The following is a 17397-nucleotide window of genomic DNA, read 5'->3' on the forward strand; positions in this document are numbered from 1 at the left end:
CTAAATACATATATTTATACTCTGAATCTACTCAATAACCTTTTAATTATTCTTTATTTTTATATTCTTTGTTTCTCTTTGCCTTATGCTCTCATCATAACTGTTTATTTTATTATTTCTTATATTACAATTTGCCCATGCTAAACAATTTATTCCATAACTTTTTGCTTTTTTAATATTACAGTCTTCTATGGTGATGTTTTTATGATAAACAATTCCACCATTATCGCTATATCTATGAGTTCCAATTGCTACTATTACATTATTAAATTTACATTTTTTAATTAAAACTTTAACATTAGGGGTTTGATCGTTTTTAGCCCATATTTTCGAAAAACCATCCGTAGAATCGTCAGGTGTGTCTATATTAATTGCCTCTCTGTTTTTATTATATCCTTCTGCATTTCTAAATGTGCAATTAAGTATTTTCACATTCTTACTTGCATCTAATTCAATAAAATGACATTCGTTCAGATTTTCAAATGTAATTCCTTTTATAGTAATATTCTGATTATGACACATTGTTACTGCAACAGACTGGTATACGCTATTAGTATTAATAGTAACTTTACCTTTTCCAATCATACTTGAGTCATGTACTCCATTATATTCTTTGCTCCAATTTTTCTTATCATATTTTGCGGCAGGCACAAATTCAAATAAGGTTACTCCTGCATGGAATTTCTTAGTATGTGTATCTGTTGTTTTATTAATTACAACACCATCTTCAAATATAATTTTGACATTTGACGGAATACAAAGTGTATTTGTAATATTATATGTTCCTTTTTTTACAATTAATTTTCCTCCTCCTGACACCTCAAGTTTTTCAAGATATGAGCGGAACAAATACCAATCTCTTGTATATTTATTCACATAATCAGAACCATATGTAGAATATAAGTGTGAACCTACGTCAATCAATTTGCTTTTCTTTGATATTGTATATACTTTATTTTCTTTTTTTGCGGCCATTACATTATTTTGTGCAAATATTGTAAAAAAGCTCATCATTACAATTAACGTTACATAAATTATCTTTTTACTCATCTTCATAAAATCCTCCAATTCTCGAATCCGCTTCGCTTCTTCTCAGTGATTATACATTCGCCAAATACTTTCAGTTTTTTTTGCAAGCAAAAAACTAATTGCTTTACTTTTTTATTTTTGTTATGCACATGGCTTCACCATGTATAACACTTCGAATCCGCTTCGCTCCTTCTCAGTGATTATACATTCGCCAAATACTTTCAGTTTTTTTTGCAAGCAAAAAACTAATTGCTTTACTTTTTTATTTTTGTTATGCACATGGCTTCACCATGTATAACACTTCGAATCCGCTTCGCTCCTTCTCAGTGATTATACATTCGCCAAATACTTTCAGTTTTTTTTTGCAAGCAAAAAACTAATTGCTTTACTTTTTTTATTTTTGTTATGCACATGGCTTCACCATGTATAACACTTCGAATCCGCTTCGCTACTTCTCAGTGATTATACATTCGCCAAATACTTTCAGTTTTTTTTGCAAGCAAAAAACTAATTGCTTTACTTTTTTTATTTTTGTTATGCACATGGCTTCACCATGTATAACACTTCGAATCCGCTTCGCTACTTCTCAGTGATTATACATTCGCCAAATACTTTCAGTTTTTTTTGCAAGCAAAAAACTGAAAGTATTTGGCTCATTGTGCATAACAAAAAAACACCTCTTAGGGTGTTTGTCATTTAAAATAAATATACAAATTAAGTTTTATAGTTTTTCAAACTTTATTTAATATTTTATCTAATAAATATGTACCACCCCAAATATATACCTTATTTTAAGGTATAAAAAATGCGGAAGATGGGACTTGAACCCACACGACTGCAATAGCCACAAGATCCTTAGTCTTGCTCGTCTGCCAGTTCCGACACTTCCGCTTACATCTTGCTTTCGCTTGACGCAAGAAAAATATTATCACAATACGTCACGTCTGTCAACATTTTTTTAATAATTTAAATAAAAGCTACTAATCATTAAAAGATAAATCATATCCCGTATTATATATTTCATAAAAAGCTTCTCCTGCAGGAGCAAGAACTGTATCATAAGTACGGGCAACTTTTAAATTGCCTGGGACAAAAATAAAAAATTAAGTCCGCAGGCAAATCATTTCAAAAACTTCGCAGTCGATTGGTTTAAAGATGTTTAATGATATCAGGTTTAAAAGATCTAAGCCCACATAAATTTGCTCATAAACGGGCAAAAGTTCTTGGTGTCCGCCCCAATATGAGCATCAAAGTAAATCTTAGGCTTTTGCATCCAAAATCATTTTTTATTATATATTCTTCATTGTAAGTTGAATACGCTTTTTGCTCTTGTCAACACTTAACACTTTAACATCAACTATGTCACCAACACTCACTACTTCAAGTGGGTGTTTTATATATTTATCACTAAGTTCAGATATATGTACAAGTCCATCCTGATGAACCCCTATATCTACAAATGCACCAAAGTCAATTACATTTCTAACTGTTCCCTTAAGAATCATTCCTTCTTTTAAGTCATCAAAGTCTAAAACGTCACTCTTTAATACAGGCTTTGGCATTTCATCTCTAGGATCTCTTCCCGGCTTTTCTATTTCCTTAACTATATCCATCAATGTAATTTCATCTGTTCCTATTTCATCTGCAACTTTCTTATTATCTGTAATCTTTTTCTGCAAATCTTTAATTCCTAAAGCTATATCTTTTTCAGAATAATCAAATAATTTAAGCAAAGCCTTTGCTGCTTTGTAGCTTTCAGGATGAACGCTTGTATTATCTAAAGGCTCTTTTCCATCTCTTATACGCAAAAATCCTGCACATTGCTCAAATGCTTTTGGTCCAAGTTTAGCAACCTTAAGTAAATCTTTTCTACTGTTAAAAATGCCATTTTCTTCTCTATACTCGACAATATTTTTCGCAAGTGTTTTGTTAATTCCTGAAACATACTGTAGCAATGGAGCAGATGCAGTATTTAAGTCTACTCCCACACTATTTACACAATCTTCGACTACACCTGAAAGTGTTGTTTCTAATTTTTTCTGATTCATATCATGCTGATATTGACCTACACCAATAGCCTTAGGTTCAATTTTAACTAATTCAGCCAATGGATCCTGTAATCTTCTCGCCATAGATGTAGCACTTCTTTGTCCAACATCAAAATTAGGGAATTCCTCAGTTGCAAGTTTGCTTGCTGAATATACTGAAGCTCCTGCTTCATTAACAATAATATATTGAACTTTTCTTTTGGATTCTTTTATAATATCCACAATTACAGCTTCTGATTCTCTAGAGGCTGTTCCATTACCAAGCGAAATTAAATCAACATTATATTTGTCTATCAGGCCAAGAATTATTTTCTTCGATTCTTCTATTTTATTTTGCGGTGCTGTTGGAAAAATTACAGTTGTATATAATACTTTTCCTGTAGGATCAACAATTGCAATTTTACAGCCTGTTCTAAACGCAGGATCCCATCCTAAAACTGTCTTTCCAATAATCGGAGGTTGCATTAATAGTTGTTTTAAATTCTGTCCGAATACTTTAATAGCTCCATCCTCTGCTTTTTCTGTTAGCAAATTTCTGATTTCTCTTTCGATTGCCGGCTGAATAAGTCGTTTAAAACTGTCCTGTACAGCATCTTTAATTATATCAGAGGTATTTTTATTTTCTCTAATTATAGTTGTTTTTACTAATGCATTTATTATTGCTTCTTCCGGCATTTCAACTGTAACATTTAATATTTTTTCTTTTTCACCACGATTAATCGCCAAAATTCTATGTCCGGGAATCTTTGCTACTGATTCACTATATTCATAGTAATTATCATAAACCGTCTTTTCTTCTTTATTTTTTGCCTCTGAAGCAATCATTCCCTGTTTTAGAACTAATTTTCTTATTGCATTTCTATATTCAGCATTATCAGAAATCATTTCAGCAATTATATCTTTTGCACCCTGAATAGCCTGTTCAACGTTTTCAACTCCTTTTTCAGGATTAACAAAAACTTCTGCTTCTTTTGTTATCTGATTTTTAGTAATTTGAAGCATAATTATATTTGCTAAAGGTTCTAAGCCTTTTTCTTTAGCATCTGTTGCTCTTGTTCTTCTTTTTGGTCTGTATGGACGATATAAATCATCTACTGCAACAATAGTTTGTGCATCCATGATTTTTTTCTTTAATTCATCTGTTAATTTTCCTTGTTCTTCAATTGAAGCTAATACTGTTTCTTTCTTTTCTTCTAAGTTCCTTAAATATTTTAATCTTTCATCTAAAGTTCTTAACTGTTCGTCATTAAGTTCTCCTGTTACAGGTTTTCTGTATCTCGCAATAAAAGGGATTGTATTTCCTTCATCAATAAGTTTTACAGCAGCCTCTACCTGCCATTCTTTAACATTTAATTCCTGTGCTATTGTCAAATTAATATTCATATCTTTTCCTTTCATCTCATTTTAATAAGGACCCTATTATAATAGCACTATTTAAGATGTATTTGTAACTTTTTTATTCATATATCTACTTTAACTATTTCTCGTTTTCCATTAAATCATACTTCAGTTCTTAATAATTATTTCTAAATTTAAAACTTATTCTTAAAAATGTATTAATTATGTATACTTTTACATTTTTTGATGTTATACTTCTCATTAATGTGAATTCACTTCACTAAAACACAACATAAGGAGTTCTTATGAAAAAGAGAATCAGAAGCTTTTTTCATAAGTACAAACATTTATGGCCTCTATTATATTTTTTCATATATATGCCATGGTTTATCATATTAGAAAATAACGTAACTGATAATTATCATATAATGCATTGTTTTATGGATGATATTATTCCATTTAACGAATTATTTATTATTCCATATCTGTTATGGTTTCTATATTTACCGGCAATTTTCGTTTTTTTGTTTTATCACTCAACAAACGAATTTTATAGACTTTGTGCTTATGAATTTACCGGCATGACAATATGTCTGCTTATATACACTATTTTTCCTAATGGTCACGATTTACGTATTGACCCCGGAATCAGAGATAACATATTTGTTAATTTAGTTAACTTTATATACAATAACGATACACCTACAAATGTATGTCCAAGCATTCATGTTTTTGCAACTTTATCAGCCCAGATTTGTCTGATAAAAAGTCCTCACATGAAAGAATTAAAATCAAGAAAACGTATTAAATGGTTTACATCCGTCTTGGCAGTACTTATATGTCTTTCTACTGTATTTTTAAAACAACATTCATTTATCGATTTAGTATGTGGTATATTACTTTCACTCACTTTATACCTTGTTGTATTTAAAGTATGGTTCAAAAATGTTAAATTTAATGCTCCTTACGTAAAAGACCCACACAAACACGAAGTATTATACTTCTTAAATAAATACAATAAAAAATGATACGAAAACCTAATTGGAATTCGTATCATTTTTTATTCTATGCCATTAAAATTCTAATAATTTCAAATAGCTTGTGCGTTTATTAGTATATACCACTAACACTATTACATTTAATTAAAGCCATAAAGTTTCTGAGCAATCTTATATCCTGCCTTTGAAACTTTTCTTCCGGCTTTACCTTTTAAATTCATTGTTCTTCCAAGTGCTGAATATCTTACCTTTTTATATAATACGGGATTGCTTTCTTTTAGATCATCCCATAATTTCTGTTTATCCTTTAATCTTTCATCGCTTCCTTCAAGAATTGATAATATTGAAGAAATACACATCATCATATCAAAATAATGAACCATTACATTGTCTAAGTTCTTATTATTTACTAATGAGTCATTATATACATCAAGCATTATCTTTGTAACTCTATACTGCTGGTCAATTCTCTTAATCATAATATCCTGCTGAACTGACTGATCATCTCTTCCTATAAAATATTTGTACAATACTACATCAAGATAATATATATTCTTTACATATGGCAATGGCTGGAACACATAAATATTATCAACATAAAATGTGTGCTTTGGAAGTACCATACCACTTTCTCTAAGTACTTTTGTTCTATATATTACTGAGTGCATAAGCAAATACTGGCTTTTACCAAATTTAACATCATCCCATGTAAACATTTTACCTACAGGCATAGACCTCTTATATCTCATTACCTTTTTATGTTTCTGACCTACTTTATCATATAAAAAGTCTGTGATAAGCATATCTAACCCTGCATCTTCTTCAACCATTTTTTCGAGTAGATCAAGAACCTGCTTTAAGGCATTCTTTCCAAGACAGTCATCACTGTCAACTACTTTAAAATATAATCCTGTTGCATTTTTAATTCCTGTATTTACAGCTTCTCCATGTCCACCATTTTCCTGATGAACAACTTTTACAATATCAGGAAATTTTCTTTGATATTTGTTTGCTATTTCTAAGGTATTATCCTTTGAGCCATCGTCAACTATTATTAACTCTACTCTGTCTCCCCCTGTTAAAATGCTTCTGATTGTTTTTTCCATGTATTCTGCTGAATTATAACATGGAACAGCTACTGATAATAATTTCATTACTTAATCTCCTTTATCTCATTTGGTATAACTGTTTTGTATATAATTATTCCTATAATTAAAGCTAAAATTCCAAATACTATTGCCATTTGCAAATATGATGCAGTAAGCTGTACTGTATTATATTGTGACGCGGCACTCGTATCCAAACCTGTTTCATTTGCAATTATTGATACAATTGTACTTACAGAATTAGCTGTAACATGTAAAATTATTGGAGCTATAATACTTTTATATCTTTCATAAACATAAACCGCCGCAAGGCCAACTAAAAACGCATACGGACCTTGCACAAAATTCATATGAATTATTCCAAAAATTATTGATGAAATAATTGCTGCTAAAACAGGCGGACATATTCTTTTAAATCTGTTATATACAACTCCTCTATGCATAAATTCTTCTGATATTGGAGCAATAATTGCTGTTGTAATAATAAGCATAAAATAACTACTGTTATTTAATATTTCTTTAGTATTATCATATGTTCCAACCATATTTTCAGGCATATATAGCGTTAAGATACTTACTAAAGCATTTGCAAACATCATAAAAAAATATGCAAACGGAATTACAAGTAAATACTTAGTCCATTTAACTTTGTCATATTTTACATAAATTCCTTTTAATTTATCTTTTACTATATCGCTATACATAAAATAAGCCATTATAATAATACATATAATATCCGTTAAAAGTGTAATTTCCATCGCATGTAAATTAATCTTATTTACTCTATCACTATATTGCGATATTCCTGTGTATTTAGAATTTGCACTCATTACACTTAGCGTTATCATTAAAATATTCTGAATTACTATTGCTGTTCCCTGAAAAAACAGTATAGGATAAATTCCTCTCCATAAATTCCTTGCTGTTACTTTTTCTTTCATGCCATCCTCAATTCATCAACTTAATAAATATTCCTCTAATTCTTTAGCAGAATCAACAATCGCTATCGCTCCATGTTCAAGCATTTCTTTACTATTGCCAAAACCATATGATACACCTATTGTATCCAAGCCGACTTTCTTTGCTCCATCAACATCAAAGCATGTATCACCAATCATTACAGCATTATCATTATTTATGTGTAAACCGGATTCTTCAATTAAGACATTAAGAACCGCTTCTTTACTTTGTCTGTTTCCCTTGGTTTCTGCACCCATCACGTAATCAAAATACTCATATATTTCTAAATATTTAAGTACTTCTATTGCCATTTCGAGAGGTTTAGAAGTTGCAATAGCCAACTTCTTTCCTGCTTTTTTTAAAGAACTTAACATTTCTTTTGTACCAGGATAAATAGTTGTTTCATATATTCCTATCGGAAGATATCTTTCTCTATATACCTCTTTTAAATGAGCTGCCTCTTCAACCGTCATTCCGTAACTTCTCACAAACTCATCAATAAGCGGAGGCCCAATGAAATGTTCTAGCGAATCTAAATTTTCCTCTTCTATTCCTACACTCTTTAAAGCATACTGCACTGATTTAGTAATTCCTTCTTTTGAATTACTTAATGTACCATCTAAGTCGAATATCATTATATTATATTTACTCATATGTGTATGACCTTTCTGTGTTTTTTATCTATTATTTATTGCACACATACAACTTACTATATATTTCTTAATTCAAATATATTCTTTCTACACTTCTATATTTATATTCATTAATTACTTCTATAAACACATTCTATCAGCAATAAAAAGAATATTTGCCATTCCTCTTTGTGGATTATACCATAAATCGCTCTTGTTTTACATATGTTTTTGTTTTATAATAATTAAGATAAAATTAAATTTGTGAGGTACATATTAATGAGTCAGCAGAAGGTAGACAATCGCAAGAAAGAGAAATACAACCGTAAGGCAGCACCTAAAAAAGCTCAGATAAAAACAATCTTGGGGTATGTGGCAATCGCATTAATCGGAATTGCCATTTTAGTATATTTAGGATATTCAATCGCTGTTTCTACAGGTATGTACACTCCACCTGAAACAACTACTACATATGCCAGTGAAGTTTCAGCTTCTGATTTGCGTAAGCAGTTGATTGAAGCAGGCGACAGCAATGTAAAAGACATTTCAGATGAAGAAACATCTACACAGGAAGCTACAACAACAGCTTCAGAAGATGAATCTACTACTGTAGAAGAAACTACAGCTGAATAATTATAATTTATTAAATTATTCTCTAAAAAATCCGGTAGAATTTAACTACCGGATTTTTTTAATATAAATAATAATTAAATTTTATGATTACATACGTTCAGGTGCATCTATTGCAAGTAAATCAATACACTGTTCTAATACTTTCTTTGTCAATGTCAATAAATTGATATAACTCTTCTGTTTATCAGCATTTTCTTCATTCATAATATTATTTTCATGATAAAATCTGTTGAACGCATTTGCAACTTCATAAATATAAGCACATACTCTGTGTGGTGCTAATTCATTATAACTTGCCTCCATTACATCATTAAACTGTGTAAGGACTAATTTTAAGCTTCTTTCACTTTCACTTCCAAAGTCAACAATCTTTCCATTTGCAGAAAGTTCATTTCCCTGTTCAGCATATTTCTTTAAAATTGACTTGATACGTACAATTGTATATAAAATATATGGTCCTGTATTTCCTTCAAATGAAGTAAATCTGTCAATATCAAATACATAATCTTTTGTTGCCTGATTTGATAAATCACCGTATTTAATTGCTGCAAGTCCTATAATCTTTGATATTTCTCTTGCTTCTTCCTCAGATATGTCTCTATTTTCAAGGATTTTTTCATAAACCTTTTCACTTACGTCAGAAATAAGCATTTCCAATCTCATAACACCGCCATCTCTTGTCTTAAATGGCTTTCCGTCAGTTCCATTCATTGTACCAAATCCAATAAATGTAAGAGGTGTATCTTCACCAACAATTCCTGTCATTTTAGCTACTCTGAATACCTGAGTGAAATGTAATTCCTGACGTTTGTCTACAACATAAATTACATGTCCCGGATGGTAATCTTTTTCTCTTTCGATAAGAGTTGCTAAATCAGATGTTGCATACAATGCTGCTCCATCATGCTTTCTTACGATACATGGAGGAAGTTCCTTCTTGTCATCAGGTCTTGCAACATCTACAACTAAAGCTCCCTGACTTTCATGTGCAAATCCTCTTGCTACAAAATCATCAATCATATCAGGAATATATGGCTGAGCATCACTTTCACCCTTCCATAAATCAAATTCAACATTTAAATTTTTATAATTTTTCTTTAAATCAGCCTTTGACACATTCATAATATGTCTCCAAAGTGCCATATACGCTTTATTTCCCTGCTGTAATTTAGCCGTTGTATCCTGAGCTCTCTTCTTAAATTCTTCATCAACTTTACATTTACCACTACCTGTTGGATAAATATCTTCTAATTCATTAATAGAAAAGGGTGGTTCAGTTGGATATTCTCCTGTAAAGTTTTCATCAAAATAAGGCAACTCAGGCTGTCTGTCTCTTAACTCTTCTATAACCTGACCAATTGGGAGTCCCCAATCTCCAAGATGAACATCACCATATACAGTATCTCCCGCATATCTGCAAATTCTCTTTACACTTTCACCGATAATTGCCGGACGCAAATGTCCAACATGAAGAGGCTTTGCAACATTCGCTCCACCGTAATCTACTATAACTGTAATAGGTTCTTTCTTTTCATATCCTAATCTTTCATCATCATTCATGTTTGATACATATTCATCAATATAATCAGCACTAAGTTTAATGTTGATAAATCCGGGCATTACTGCCTCAATTAAATCAAATAACTTGTTGTCTTTTAATTGTTCAACTACATCGTTTGCAATCATAATCGGTGCTTTTTTGTAAAGTTTTGCACCTGCCATAGCACCATTACACTGATATTCGCATAAATCAGGTCTGTTAGAAATTCCAACTTTTCCTAATTTTTTGTCATATCCGCATTTTTCAAATGCATTTTCAAATTCACTTGTTAATACATCAAGAATTTTTTTCATTACAATGTCACTCCGTTTTCTTTTAATAATTCTCTGGCTGTGTCTACTGAATCAACGCCTGTTTTATTTTTAATTGGCGCAAATTCTTTATTTCTAACAACCTCATATGCCAAACAATCATCCATCATATGAATCATGTCTAGAACTAATGTTTCAAATTTGTATCCATTTTCAACTTCAGGTTTTACAATTTCGCCCTTAGCGTTTACATACGGAATCTTTTTCTTAACTATATGCACATTTAACTTATTATTCATAATCTCTTCTAATTTGTCAATTCTGAATAAATAATTTAAAATCACACCATCTTTATAAGCAAGTTCTCCCTGGTCGTCTTTCTGATATCTCATTTCATCTGACAATTCATAATATTCAACAATAGAAGGTTTTCCATCCTCATAGCATAACACTCCTACTCGTTCTTCAGGGTTTGCTTTCTTAACTACTTTTGCTGCTGAAGGATACTGATTCTTTATCATCGCTCCTACAAAGCATGGGTCTGCCATTCTTTGACATACATTATCAACAGCGAAAATATTTATGTATTCAACTCCCTGTTTCTTTGCTTTTTCACAAAGACCTGCTTTAACCATAGATATAAACCATCCACCATTTCCGTTTGGAGAAGTTGATACCTTTCCTTTTTCTTCAAGATAAATCTTTCCGTCAAATGTAGATGCAGGTGCCATTTCCTGAACAAAGAAATCAACGTAATCTTTATCATATCCAAAATAATTCATGTCCTTAAAAAATTTAACAGTATCATCATTATTTTTTTCACTTGTCATTACATATAAAGGAATCCATGTTCCTGTCTGATTAACTACATCCATAAGATTTCGTACAATCATCTCGAAAATATAAACATCTTTTGTAATGCCGATATTATACATTCCTTTAGGTTTATCTGAACCTAATCTTGTACCCTGACCTCCTGCAAGTAAAAGTGCTGCAACTTTTCCCTGTCTGATAGCATCTATACCAACATTAGTATATTCTTCTCTATTTCTTTCAATATCTGCAACGGACAAACCACCCTTTAACGGTGTAATAACACCTTTCTTTTTTTCTTCATTCTGATGATTTATTAAATCAAGTATCGAGAAGTCAATTTTTTCTATCTGCTTTAACAAATTTTCTTTTTCCTCATCATTTAATTCATCATAAAAATCAAGCAACTGTTCCTGCCCTACATTTTTTAACTTTGAATAAATTTCATCATAGCTCATACCTTTTACCTCCGACGTATTTTGAAATATAATCTGATTATGTATTCATTCTTTTAATAAGTACCACATTTTTTTATTATAACTTAATTTTATATTTTTTTCGTTATTTTTTTTATAATTGGATAAATTAATTTTCGAATCATTGATTTTCTGCATCTTTTCAAGTCACAAATCACATCAATAGTGCTTTGATATCTTTCTTTTGGTCTTACTTTTGTACACTTACTTATTATTTTTGCAAATGAACGTGAAATTAATGCACTATCAACTTTTCCATTATAACTTCGTCCTGTCAGCAAATAAAACATGGTCGTTCCAACAGCATAAATATCTGAACGAATATCAGTATTATAAATTCCCATCCCTTTGCTATTTCCAAACTGCTCCGGTGATGCAAATCCTTTTGTTCCATATGCATATTTGTCCGCAATCAGTTCTCTGTTATATCTTTTAGCAATTCCAAAATCAATCAATTTAATTTTACCATCATCAGATAAAATAATATTGGAAGGCTTCAAATCTCTATATACAATAGGTGGTTCAATAGAATGTAAATAATACAATCCGCTACACACCTGTTCCATAACAGACAATAGTTGCTCCTCAGATAACGCTCCTTTAGTGTCAACTACTTCTTTAAGATTTATGCCTTCCACATATTCCATAACAAGGAAGAATCTTGAATCCTCCATAAATAAATTATAGATTTTTGGAAGTACCGGGTGGGTGGTATATTTGAGAACATTTAATTCCCGCTCTATATTATCAATCAATTGATTTCTATCATTTGGATTAGACGAAATATACCTTTTAATGGCATACTTTCGTCCGTTTTTTATATCCCTTGCAAGAAAAACTTCCCCTGCTCCACCTTTTCCGATATTTTCCAAAACAAGATATCTTCCATTAATAATTAAATTTTCTTTATCCATACGCACGCTCCTTTTTGAGTGTGCATCTCTCCAAAAAGCTAAATAGCTTATTCTATTGTTGCAATATCAACTAAAGATAAATCATTCTTTGCATCACTTTCTAAGCTTGTAAGTAATGCATCAACTGTATCCAAACTTGTAAAGCAGTTTACACCTGTTTCGATTGATGTTCTTCTAATTAAGAAACCATCTCTGTTCTTATCTCTACCCTGTGTTGGAGTATCAATAACAATATCAATCTTATGTTCAAGTAATAAATCCATTACAGTTGGTGCTTCCTGATGAATCTTGTTAACTTTAATTGCATCAACACCATTTTTTCTTAAAACATCTGCTGTACTTCTTGTAGCATAAACTTCATATCCAAGTTTTTCAAATCTCTGTGCAAGTGGAACAACTTCCTGCTTGTCAGCATCCTTAACTGAAATAATAATCTTTTTATGCTTTGGAAGAACAACTCCTGCTCCAAGGAAAGCTTTATAAAGTGCTTCATTAAATGTCTTTGCAATACCAAGGCATTCACCTGTTGACTTCATTTCCGGTCCAAGGCTTGTTTCAGCACCACGAATTTTTTCAAATGAGAATACAGGCATCTTAATTGCAATATAATCTGCATTAGGCTGTAATCCCGGCTTATAACCCATTTCTTTAAGAGTATGTCCAATAATACACTTTGTTGCAAGCTTAACAATTGGAATACCTGTAACCTTACTAATATAAGGTACTGTTCTTGATGATCGTGGGTTAACTTCAATTACATAAACTTTACCATCACAAACGATAAACTGGATATTAATCATACCCTTTACGTGAAGTGAACGTGCAAGTTTTTCTGTGTAATCTTCAATTGTATCAATTATATCTTTTGAAAGTGAGTATGCAGGATATACTGAAATACTATCTCCTGAATGAACTCCGGCTCTTTCAATGTGTTCCATTACACCAGGGATTAAAATATCTTCACCATCACATACGGCATCAACTTCTACTTCTGTTCCCTGTAAATATTTATCTACTAAAATTGGATGATCCTGTGCAATTCTGTTGATGATTTCCATAAATTCTTCTACTTCTTCATCACATGTTGCAATCTGCATTCCCTGACCACCAAGTACGTATGATGGTCTTACAAGTACTGGATATCCTAATTTATTAGCTACTTTTTTTGCTTCCTCAGCAGTAAATACTGTTCCACCTGTTGGTCTTGGAATACCACACTTTTCAAGAATTTCATCAAATAATTCTCTGTCTTCTGCAGCATCTACATCTTCTGCTTTAGTTCCAAGGATAGGAACTCCCATCTTCATAAGAGACTCTGTAAGTTTGATAGCTGTCTGACCACCAAACTGAACAACTGCTCCGTCTGGTTTTTCGATGTTTACAATGTTTTCAACATCTTCCGGTGTCAATGGTTCAAAATAAAGCTTATCAGCTATATCAAAGTCTGTTGATACTGTTTCAGGGTTATTATTTACAATAATTGTCTCGTATCCTTCTTCTTTAAATGCCCATGTACAATGTACAGAACAGAAGTCGAATTCAATACCCTGACCAATTCTTATAGGACCTGAACCAAGTACAAGAACCTTCTTTGGAGGGTTTGTTTCTACTGATTCATTTTCTCCACCATATACTGAATAATAGTAAGGTGTTGCTGCTTCAAATTCTGCAGCACAAGTATCAACCATCTTGTAAGCAGCTACTATATCGTTATCATAACGCATCTGCTTAATTTCTTCTTCTGACTTACCTGTCAATCTACTGATAACTGTATCAGGGAATTCGATTCTCTTTGCTGCCTTTAACAATTCAGGTGTTAAAGGTTCACTCTTAAGAGCATTTTCCATTTCAACAATTATAGCGATTTTATCAATAAACCACTTATCAATCTTTGTAATATCATGAATGTGGTCATAACTTATGCCTCTTCTAAGTGCTTCTGCAATAACCCAAATTCTTCTGTCATCTACTACATGAAGCTGATCTTCTAACTGATCATCTGTAAGTTCTGAGAAGTTGTAATCCATAAGACATTCAACATGCTGCTCTAATGAACGGATTGCCTTCATTAAAGCACCTTCAAAGTTATTACAGATACTCATTACCTCACCGGTAGCCTTCATCTGTGTTGTAAGTTTTCTGCTGGCTGTAATAAATTTATCAAATGGAAGTCTTGGAATCTTAACTACACAATAGTCAAGTGTTGGTTCAAAACTTGCATATGTTTTCTGTGTAATTGCATTCTTAATTTCATCAAGTGTATAACCTAACGCAATCTTTGCTGCAACTTTTGCAATAGGATAACCTGTAGCCTTTGAAGCTAAAGCTGATGAACGGCTTACACGAGGGTTAACTTCGATTACACAATATTCAAAACTTTCAGGGTGAAGAGCGTACTGAACGTTACATCCACCTGTAATGTTTAATTCGTTAATAATATTTAAAGCTGATGTACGAAGCATCTGATGCTCTTTATCACCTAATGTCTGTGATGGAGCAACTACAATACTATCACCTGTATGAACGCCTACAGGGTCAATATTTTCCATATTACATACTGTAATACAGTTTCCTTCGCTATCACGCATTACTTCGTATTCTACTTCTTTCCATCCGGCAATACATCTTTCAACAAGAACCTGTCCTACACGGCTAAGTCTTAATCCATTTTCAAGGATTTCTACTAATTCAGTCTGATTATGTGCGATACCACCACCGCTTCCACCTAATGTGTAAGCAGGACGAAGTACTACAGGATAACCAATCTTTTTAGTAAACGCAATACCATCTTCTACATTTTCAACTACTAATGAAGGTGCACATGGTTCACCGATTTTTTCCATTGTTTCTTTAAATTCAAGACGATCTTCTGCCTTTTTAATAGTTTCAGAAGTTGTACCTATTAAACGGCATCCATGTTCCTCTAAGAATCCTGTTTCAGCAATTTCCATTGCAAGGTTAAGTCCTGCCTGACCACCAAGTGTTGGTAAAATGCTATCCGGTTTTTCTTTTTCGATAATTTTCTTTAACACCGGAACTGTTAAAGGTTCAATATAAACTTCATCAGCGATATCTTTATCTGTCATAATTGTAGCAGGGTTAGAGTTAACCAAAACTACTTCAAGTCCTTCTTCTTTTAAAGAACGACATGCCTGTGTTCCTGCATAGTCAAATTCTGCAGCCTGTCCAATAACAATAGGACCTGATCCAATAACTAATACTTTTTTAATATTCGGGTTCTTAGGCATTCTTCTTCACCTCCATCATTTTAATAAATTCATCAAACAGAAGATTTGAGTCCTGTGGTCCAGGGCAAGCTTCCGGATGGAACTGAACAGTAAAAATGCTCTTATTATTATATCTTAAACCTTCTACTGTTTTATCATTTACATTTACAAACGCTACTCTGGCAATATCTTTATTAACTGTATCGCCATCTACCATGTATCCATGGTTCTGTGATGAAATATAAACATGACCACTTTCTAAATCTTTAACCGGATGATTTCCACCTCTGTGACCATATTTCATCTTCTTAGTATCAGCACCTGTTGCAAGTGCCATCAACTGATGTCCTAAACAAATTGCAAAAATCGGGATATCTGTATCGTACAATTTTTTAATCTGTTCTATCTGATATACACACTCTTTAGGATCACCGGGACCATTTGATAACATTATTCCATCAGGATTAGATGCAATAATTTCTTCAGCCGGTGTATCACAAGGATAAATTGTAACATCGCATCCTCTGTCATTTAATGACTTTCCAATATTGTTCTTAGCGCCAATATCAAGTAATGCTACCTTAAATCCTTCTCCTTTAAGATTACTCTTTTCTTTACAACTTACTTTCTTAACAACGCCTGAAACTGTGTATTCCTTTATTTTAGGAAGAATTTCATCTAAGTTATAATTTTCATTAGTTGTAATCATTCCATTCATTGTTCCCTTTTCACGAAGAATCTTTGTAAGTGCTCTTGTATCAATACCTGCTATACCAGGGATATCATTTTCTTCAAGGAAGTTTTGAATTGTATCATCACTTCTGAAATTGCTAGGCATTCTGCTTAATTCGTTAACAATATAAGCATCCGGCCATGGCTTCAATGATTCCATATCTTCATGGCAAATACCATAATTACCAATTAACGGGTATGTCATAACTACTGCCTGTCCGGCATAAGATGGGTCTGTTAATACTTCTAAATAGCCCCACATTGACGTATTAAATACGATTTCACTAATTACTTCTCTTGTAGATCCAATAGATGTACCTTTAAAGACGGTACCGTCTTCTAAGATTAGAAATGCGTTCATAAATGTGTATTCCTTTCATATGCTCAAATTGTAAAGATTATACCAAATAATTCGATATAATTCAACATAATATACAACTATTTTTATTATTATTTGTATCTTCTTGCATAACTACTATTTTAACATAAAAGAAAGAGTAAGTATATTTTAGATTATAAGTTTTTATGATGCCAGGGCCAAAAGGTCTAAGCCCACATGAGCTTGCTCATAAGTGGGCGAAAGACCTTGTGACCCGCCCCAATATGAGCATAAAAGCGGGATAATTCCCGCGATATGCGAATATTGGGTAGGATTGTGAAAGTGCACAGCACGAAACAA

Annotated in this window: 12 protein-coding genes and 1 tRNA gene; 2 read left to right on the plus strand and 11 right to left on the minus strand. The window is 32.1% G+C overall.

What is annotated here, in order from left to right:
- Positions 1-42 precede the first annotated feature (42 nt).
- The 3 genes from CCC31_RS00510 to CCC31_RS00520 all read right to left on the minus strand — a co-directional run bounded on the left by CCC31_RS00510 (position 43) and on the right by CCC31_RS00520 (position 4460).
- Entirely contained in the window at positions 43-1056 is a 1014-nt protein-coding gene (locus CCC31_RS00510) for a hypothetical protein (RefSeq protein WP_260978047.1), read from the minus strand.
- Positions 1057-1835: 779 nt separating this feature from the next.
- A tRNA-Leu gene (locus CCC31_RS00515) sits at positions 1836-1920 on the minus strand.
- A gap of 398 nt (positions 1921-2318) precedes the next feature.
- A complete protein-coding gene (locus tag CCC31_RS00520; RefSeq protein WP_290848899.1) occupies positions 2319-4460 on the minus strand; it encodes a Tex family protein in 2142 nt (713 codons plus the stop codon).
- Between the two features lie 260 nt (positions 4461-4720).
- Between CCC31_RS00520 and CCC31_RS00525 the strand changes: the two genes are divergently transcribed.
- Positions 4721-5443, plus strand: a complete 723-nt coding sequence (locus CCC31_RS00525; RefSeq protein ID WP_290848900.1) for a phosphatase PAP2 family protein — start codon at positions 4721-4723, stop codon at positions 5441-5443.
- Between the two features lie 110 nt (positions 5444-5553).
- Here CCC31_RS00525 and CCC31_RS00530 read toward each other — a convergent pair whose 3' ends face one another.
- The 3 genes from CCC31_RS00530 to CCC31_RS00540 are packed head-to-tail and all read right to left on the minus strand — an operon-like array spanning position 5554 to position 8132.
- The gene (locus CCC31_RS00530; protein ID WP_022087841.1) at positions 5554-6567 is read right to left on the minus strand and encodes a glycosyltransferase family 2 protein; all 1014 of its coding nucleotides are present in this window, start codon (positions 6565-6567) and stop codon (positions 5554-5556) included.
- A complete protein-coding gene (locus CCC31_RS00535) occupies positions 6567-7460 on the minus strand; it encodes a type II CAAX endopeptidase family protein (RefSeq protein ID WP_022087842.1) in 894 nt (297 codons plus the stop codon). Before CCC31_RS00535 ends, CCC31_RS00530 begins: the two co-directional genes overlap by 1 nt.
- Before the next feature lie 15 nt (positions 7461-7475).
- Positions 7476-8132, minus strand: coding sequence for an HAD-IA family hydrolase (locus CCC31_RS00540; protein ID WP_022087843.1), 657 nt, complete (start codon positions 8130-8132; stop codon positions 7476-7478).
- Positions 8133-8390: 258 nt separating this feature from the next.
- On the opposite strand from CCC31_RS00540, the gene CCC31_RS00545 reads away from it, so the two are divergent.
- Positions 8391-8744, plus strand: a complete 354-nt coding sequence (locus tag CCC31_RS00545; RefSeq protein ID WP_022087844.1) for a hypothetical protein — start codon at positions 8391-8393, stop codon at positions 8742-8744.
- An 87-nt stretch (positions 8745-8831) separates the two neighbouring features.
- Here the strand turns inward: CCC31_RS00545 and argS are convergent, their stop codons facing one another.
- From argS to CCC31_RS00570, 5 genes are all read right to left on the minus strand, one after another.
- Entirely contained in the window at positions 8832-10598 is a 1767-nt protein-coding gene (gene argS / locus CCC31_RS00550) for an arginine--tRNA ligase (RefSeq protein WP_022087845.1), read from the minus strand.
- Positions 10598-11827 (minus strand): UDPGP type 1 family protein, encoded by a 1230-nt coding sequence (locus CCC31_RS00555; RefSeq protein WP_022087846.1) that lies wholly within the window; start codon positions 11825-11827, stop codon positions 10598-10600. Before CCC31_RS00555 ends, argS begins: the two co-directional genes overlap by 1 nt.
- A gap of 89 nt (positions 11828-11916) precedes the next feature.
- Positions 11917-12759: a serine/threonine-protein kinase gene (locus CCC31_RS00560; RefSeq protein WP_117909202.1), complete on the minus strand. Its 843-nt coding sequence runs from the start codon at positions 12757-12759 to the stop codon at positions 11917-11919.
- Between the two features lie 47 nt (positions 12760-12806).
- Positions 12807-16007: a carbamoyl-phosphate synthase large subunit gene (carB, locus tag CCC31_RS00565; protein WP_022087848.1), complete on the minus strand. Its 3201-nt coding sequence runs from the start codon at positions 16005-16007 to the stop codon at positions 12807-12809.
- On the minus strand, positions 16000-17079 hold the full coding sequence (locus CCC31_RS00570) for a carbamoyl phosphate synthase small subunit (RefSeq protein WP_022087849.1): 1080 nt from the start codon (positions 17077-17079) through the stop codon (positions 16000-16002). The genes carB and CCC31_RS00570 overlap by 8 nt, the downstream gene beginning before the upstream one ends.
- Between the last annotated feature and the right edge of the window lie 318 nt (positions 17080-17397).

This window comes from Eubacterium sp. LMAG:50, from assembly GCF_008680265.1.
In the GTDB taxonomy this organism is placed as follows: domain Bacteria; phylum Bacillota; class Clostridia; order Lachnospirales; family Lachnospiraceae; genus Eubacterium_U; species Eubacterium_U album.

Coding starts and splice junctions, on each gene's coding strand:
- CCC31_RS00510 (WP_260978047.1), bottom strand. CDS start 1,056: ATGAAGATGAGTAAAAAGATAATTTATGTAACGTTAATTGTAATGATG.
- CCC31_RS00520 (WP_290848899.1), bottom strand. CDS start 4,460: ATGAATATTAATTTGACAATAGCACAGGAATTAAATGTTAAAGAATGG.
- CCC31_RS00525 (WP_290848900.1), top strand. CDS start 4,721: ATGAAAAAGAGAATCAGAAGCTTTTTTCATAAGTACAAACATTTATGG.
- CCC31_RS00530 (WP_022087841.1), bottom strand. CDS start 6,567: ATGAAATTATTATCAGTAGCTGTTCCATGTTATAATTCAGCAGAATAC.
- CCC31_RS00535 (WP_022087842.1), bottom strand. CDS start 7,460: ATGAAAGAAAAAGTAACAGCAAGGAATTTATGGAGAGGAATTTATCCT.
- CCC31_RS00540 (WP_022087843.1), bottom strand. CDS start 8,132: ATGAGTAAATATAATATAATGATATTCGACTTAGATGGTACATTAAGT.
- CCC31_RS00545 (WP_022087844.1), top strand. CDS start 8,391: ATGAGTCAGCAGAAGGTAGACAATCGCAAGAAAGAGAAATACAACCGT.
- argS (WP_022087845.1), bottom strand. CDS start 10,598: ATGAAAAAAATTCTTGATGTATTAACAAGTGAATTTGAAAATGCATTT.
- CCC31_RS00555 (WP_022087846.1), bottom strand. CDS start 11,827: ATGAGCTATGATGAAATTTATTCAAAGTTAAAAAATGTAGGGCAGGAA.
- CCC31_RS00560 (WP_117909202.1), bottom strand. CDS start 12,759: ATGGATAAAGAAAATTTAATTATTAATGGAAGATATCTTGTTTTGGAA.
- carB (WP_022087848.1), bottom strand. CDS start 16,007: ATGCCTAAGAACCCGAATATTAAAAAAGTATTAGTTATTGGATCAGGT.
- CCC31_RS00570 (WP_022087849.1), bottom strand. CDS start 17,079: ATGAACGCATTTCTAATCTTAGAAGACGGTACCGTCTTTAAAGGTACA.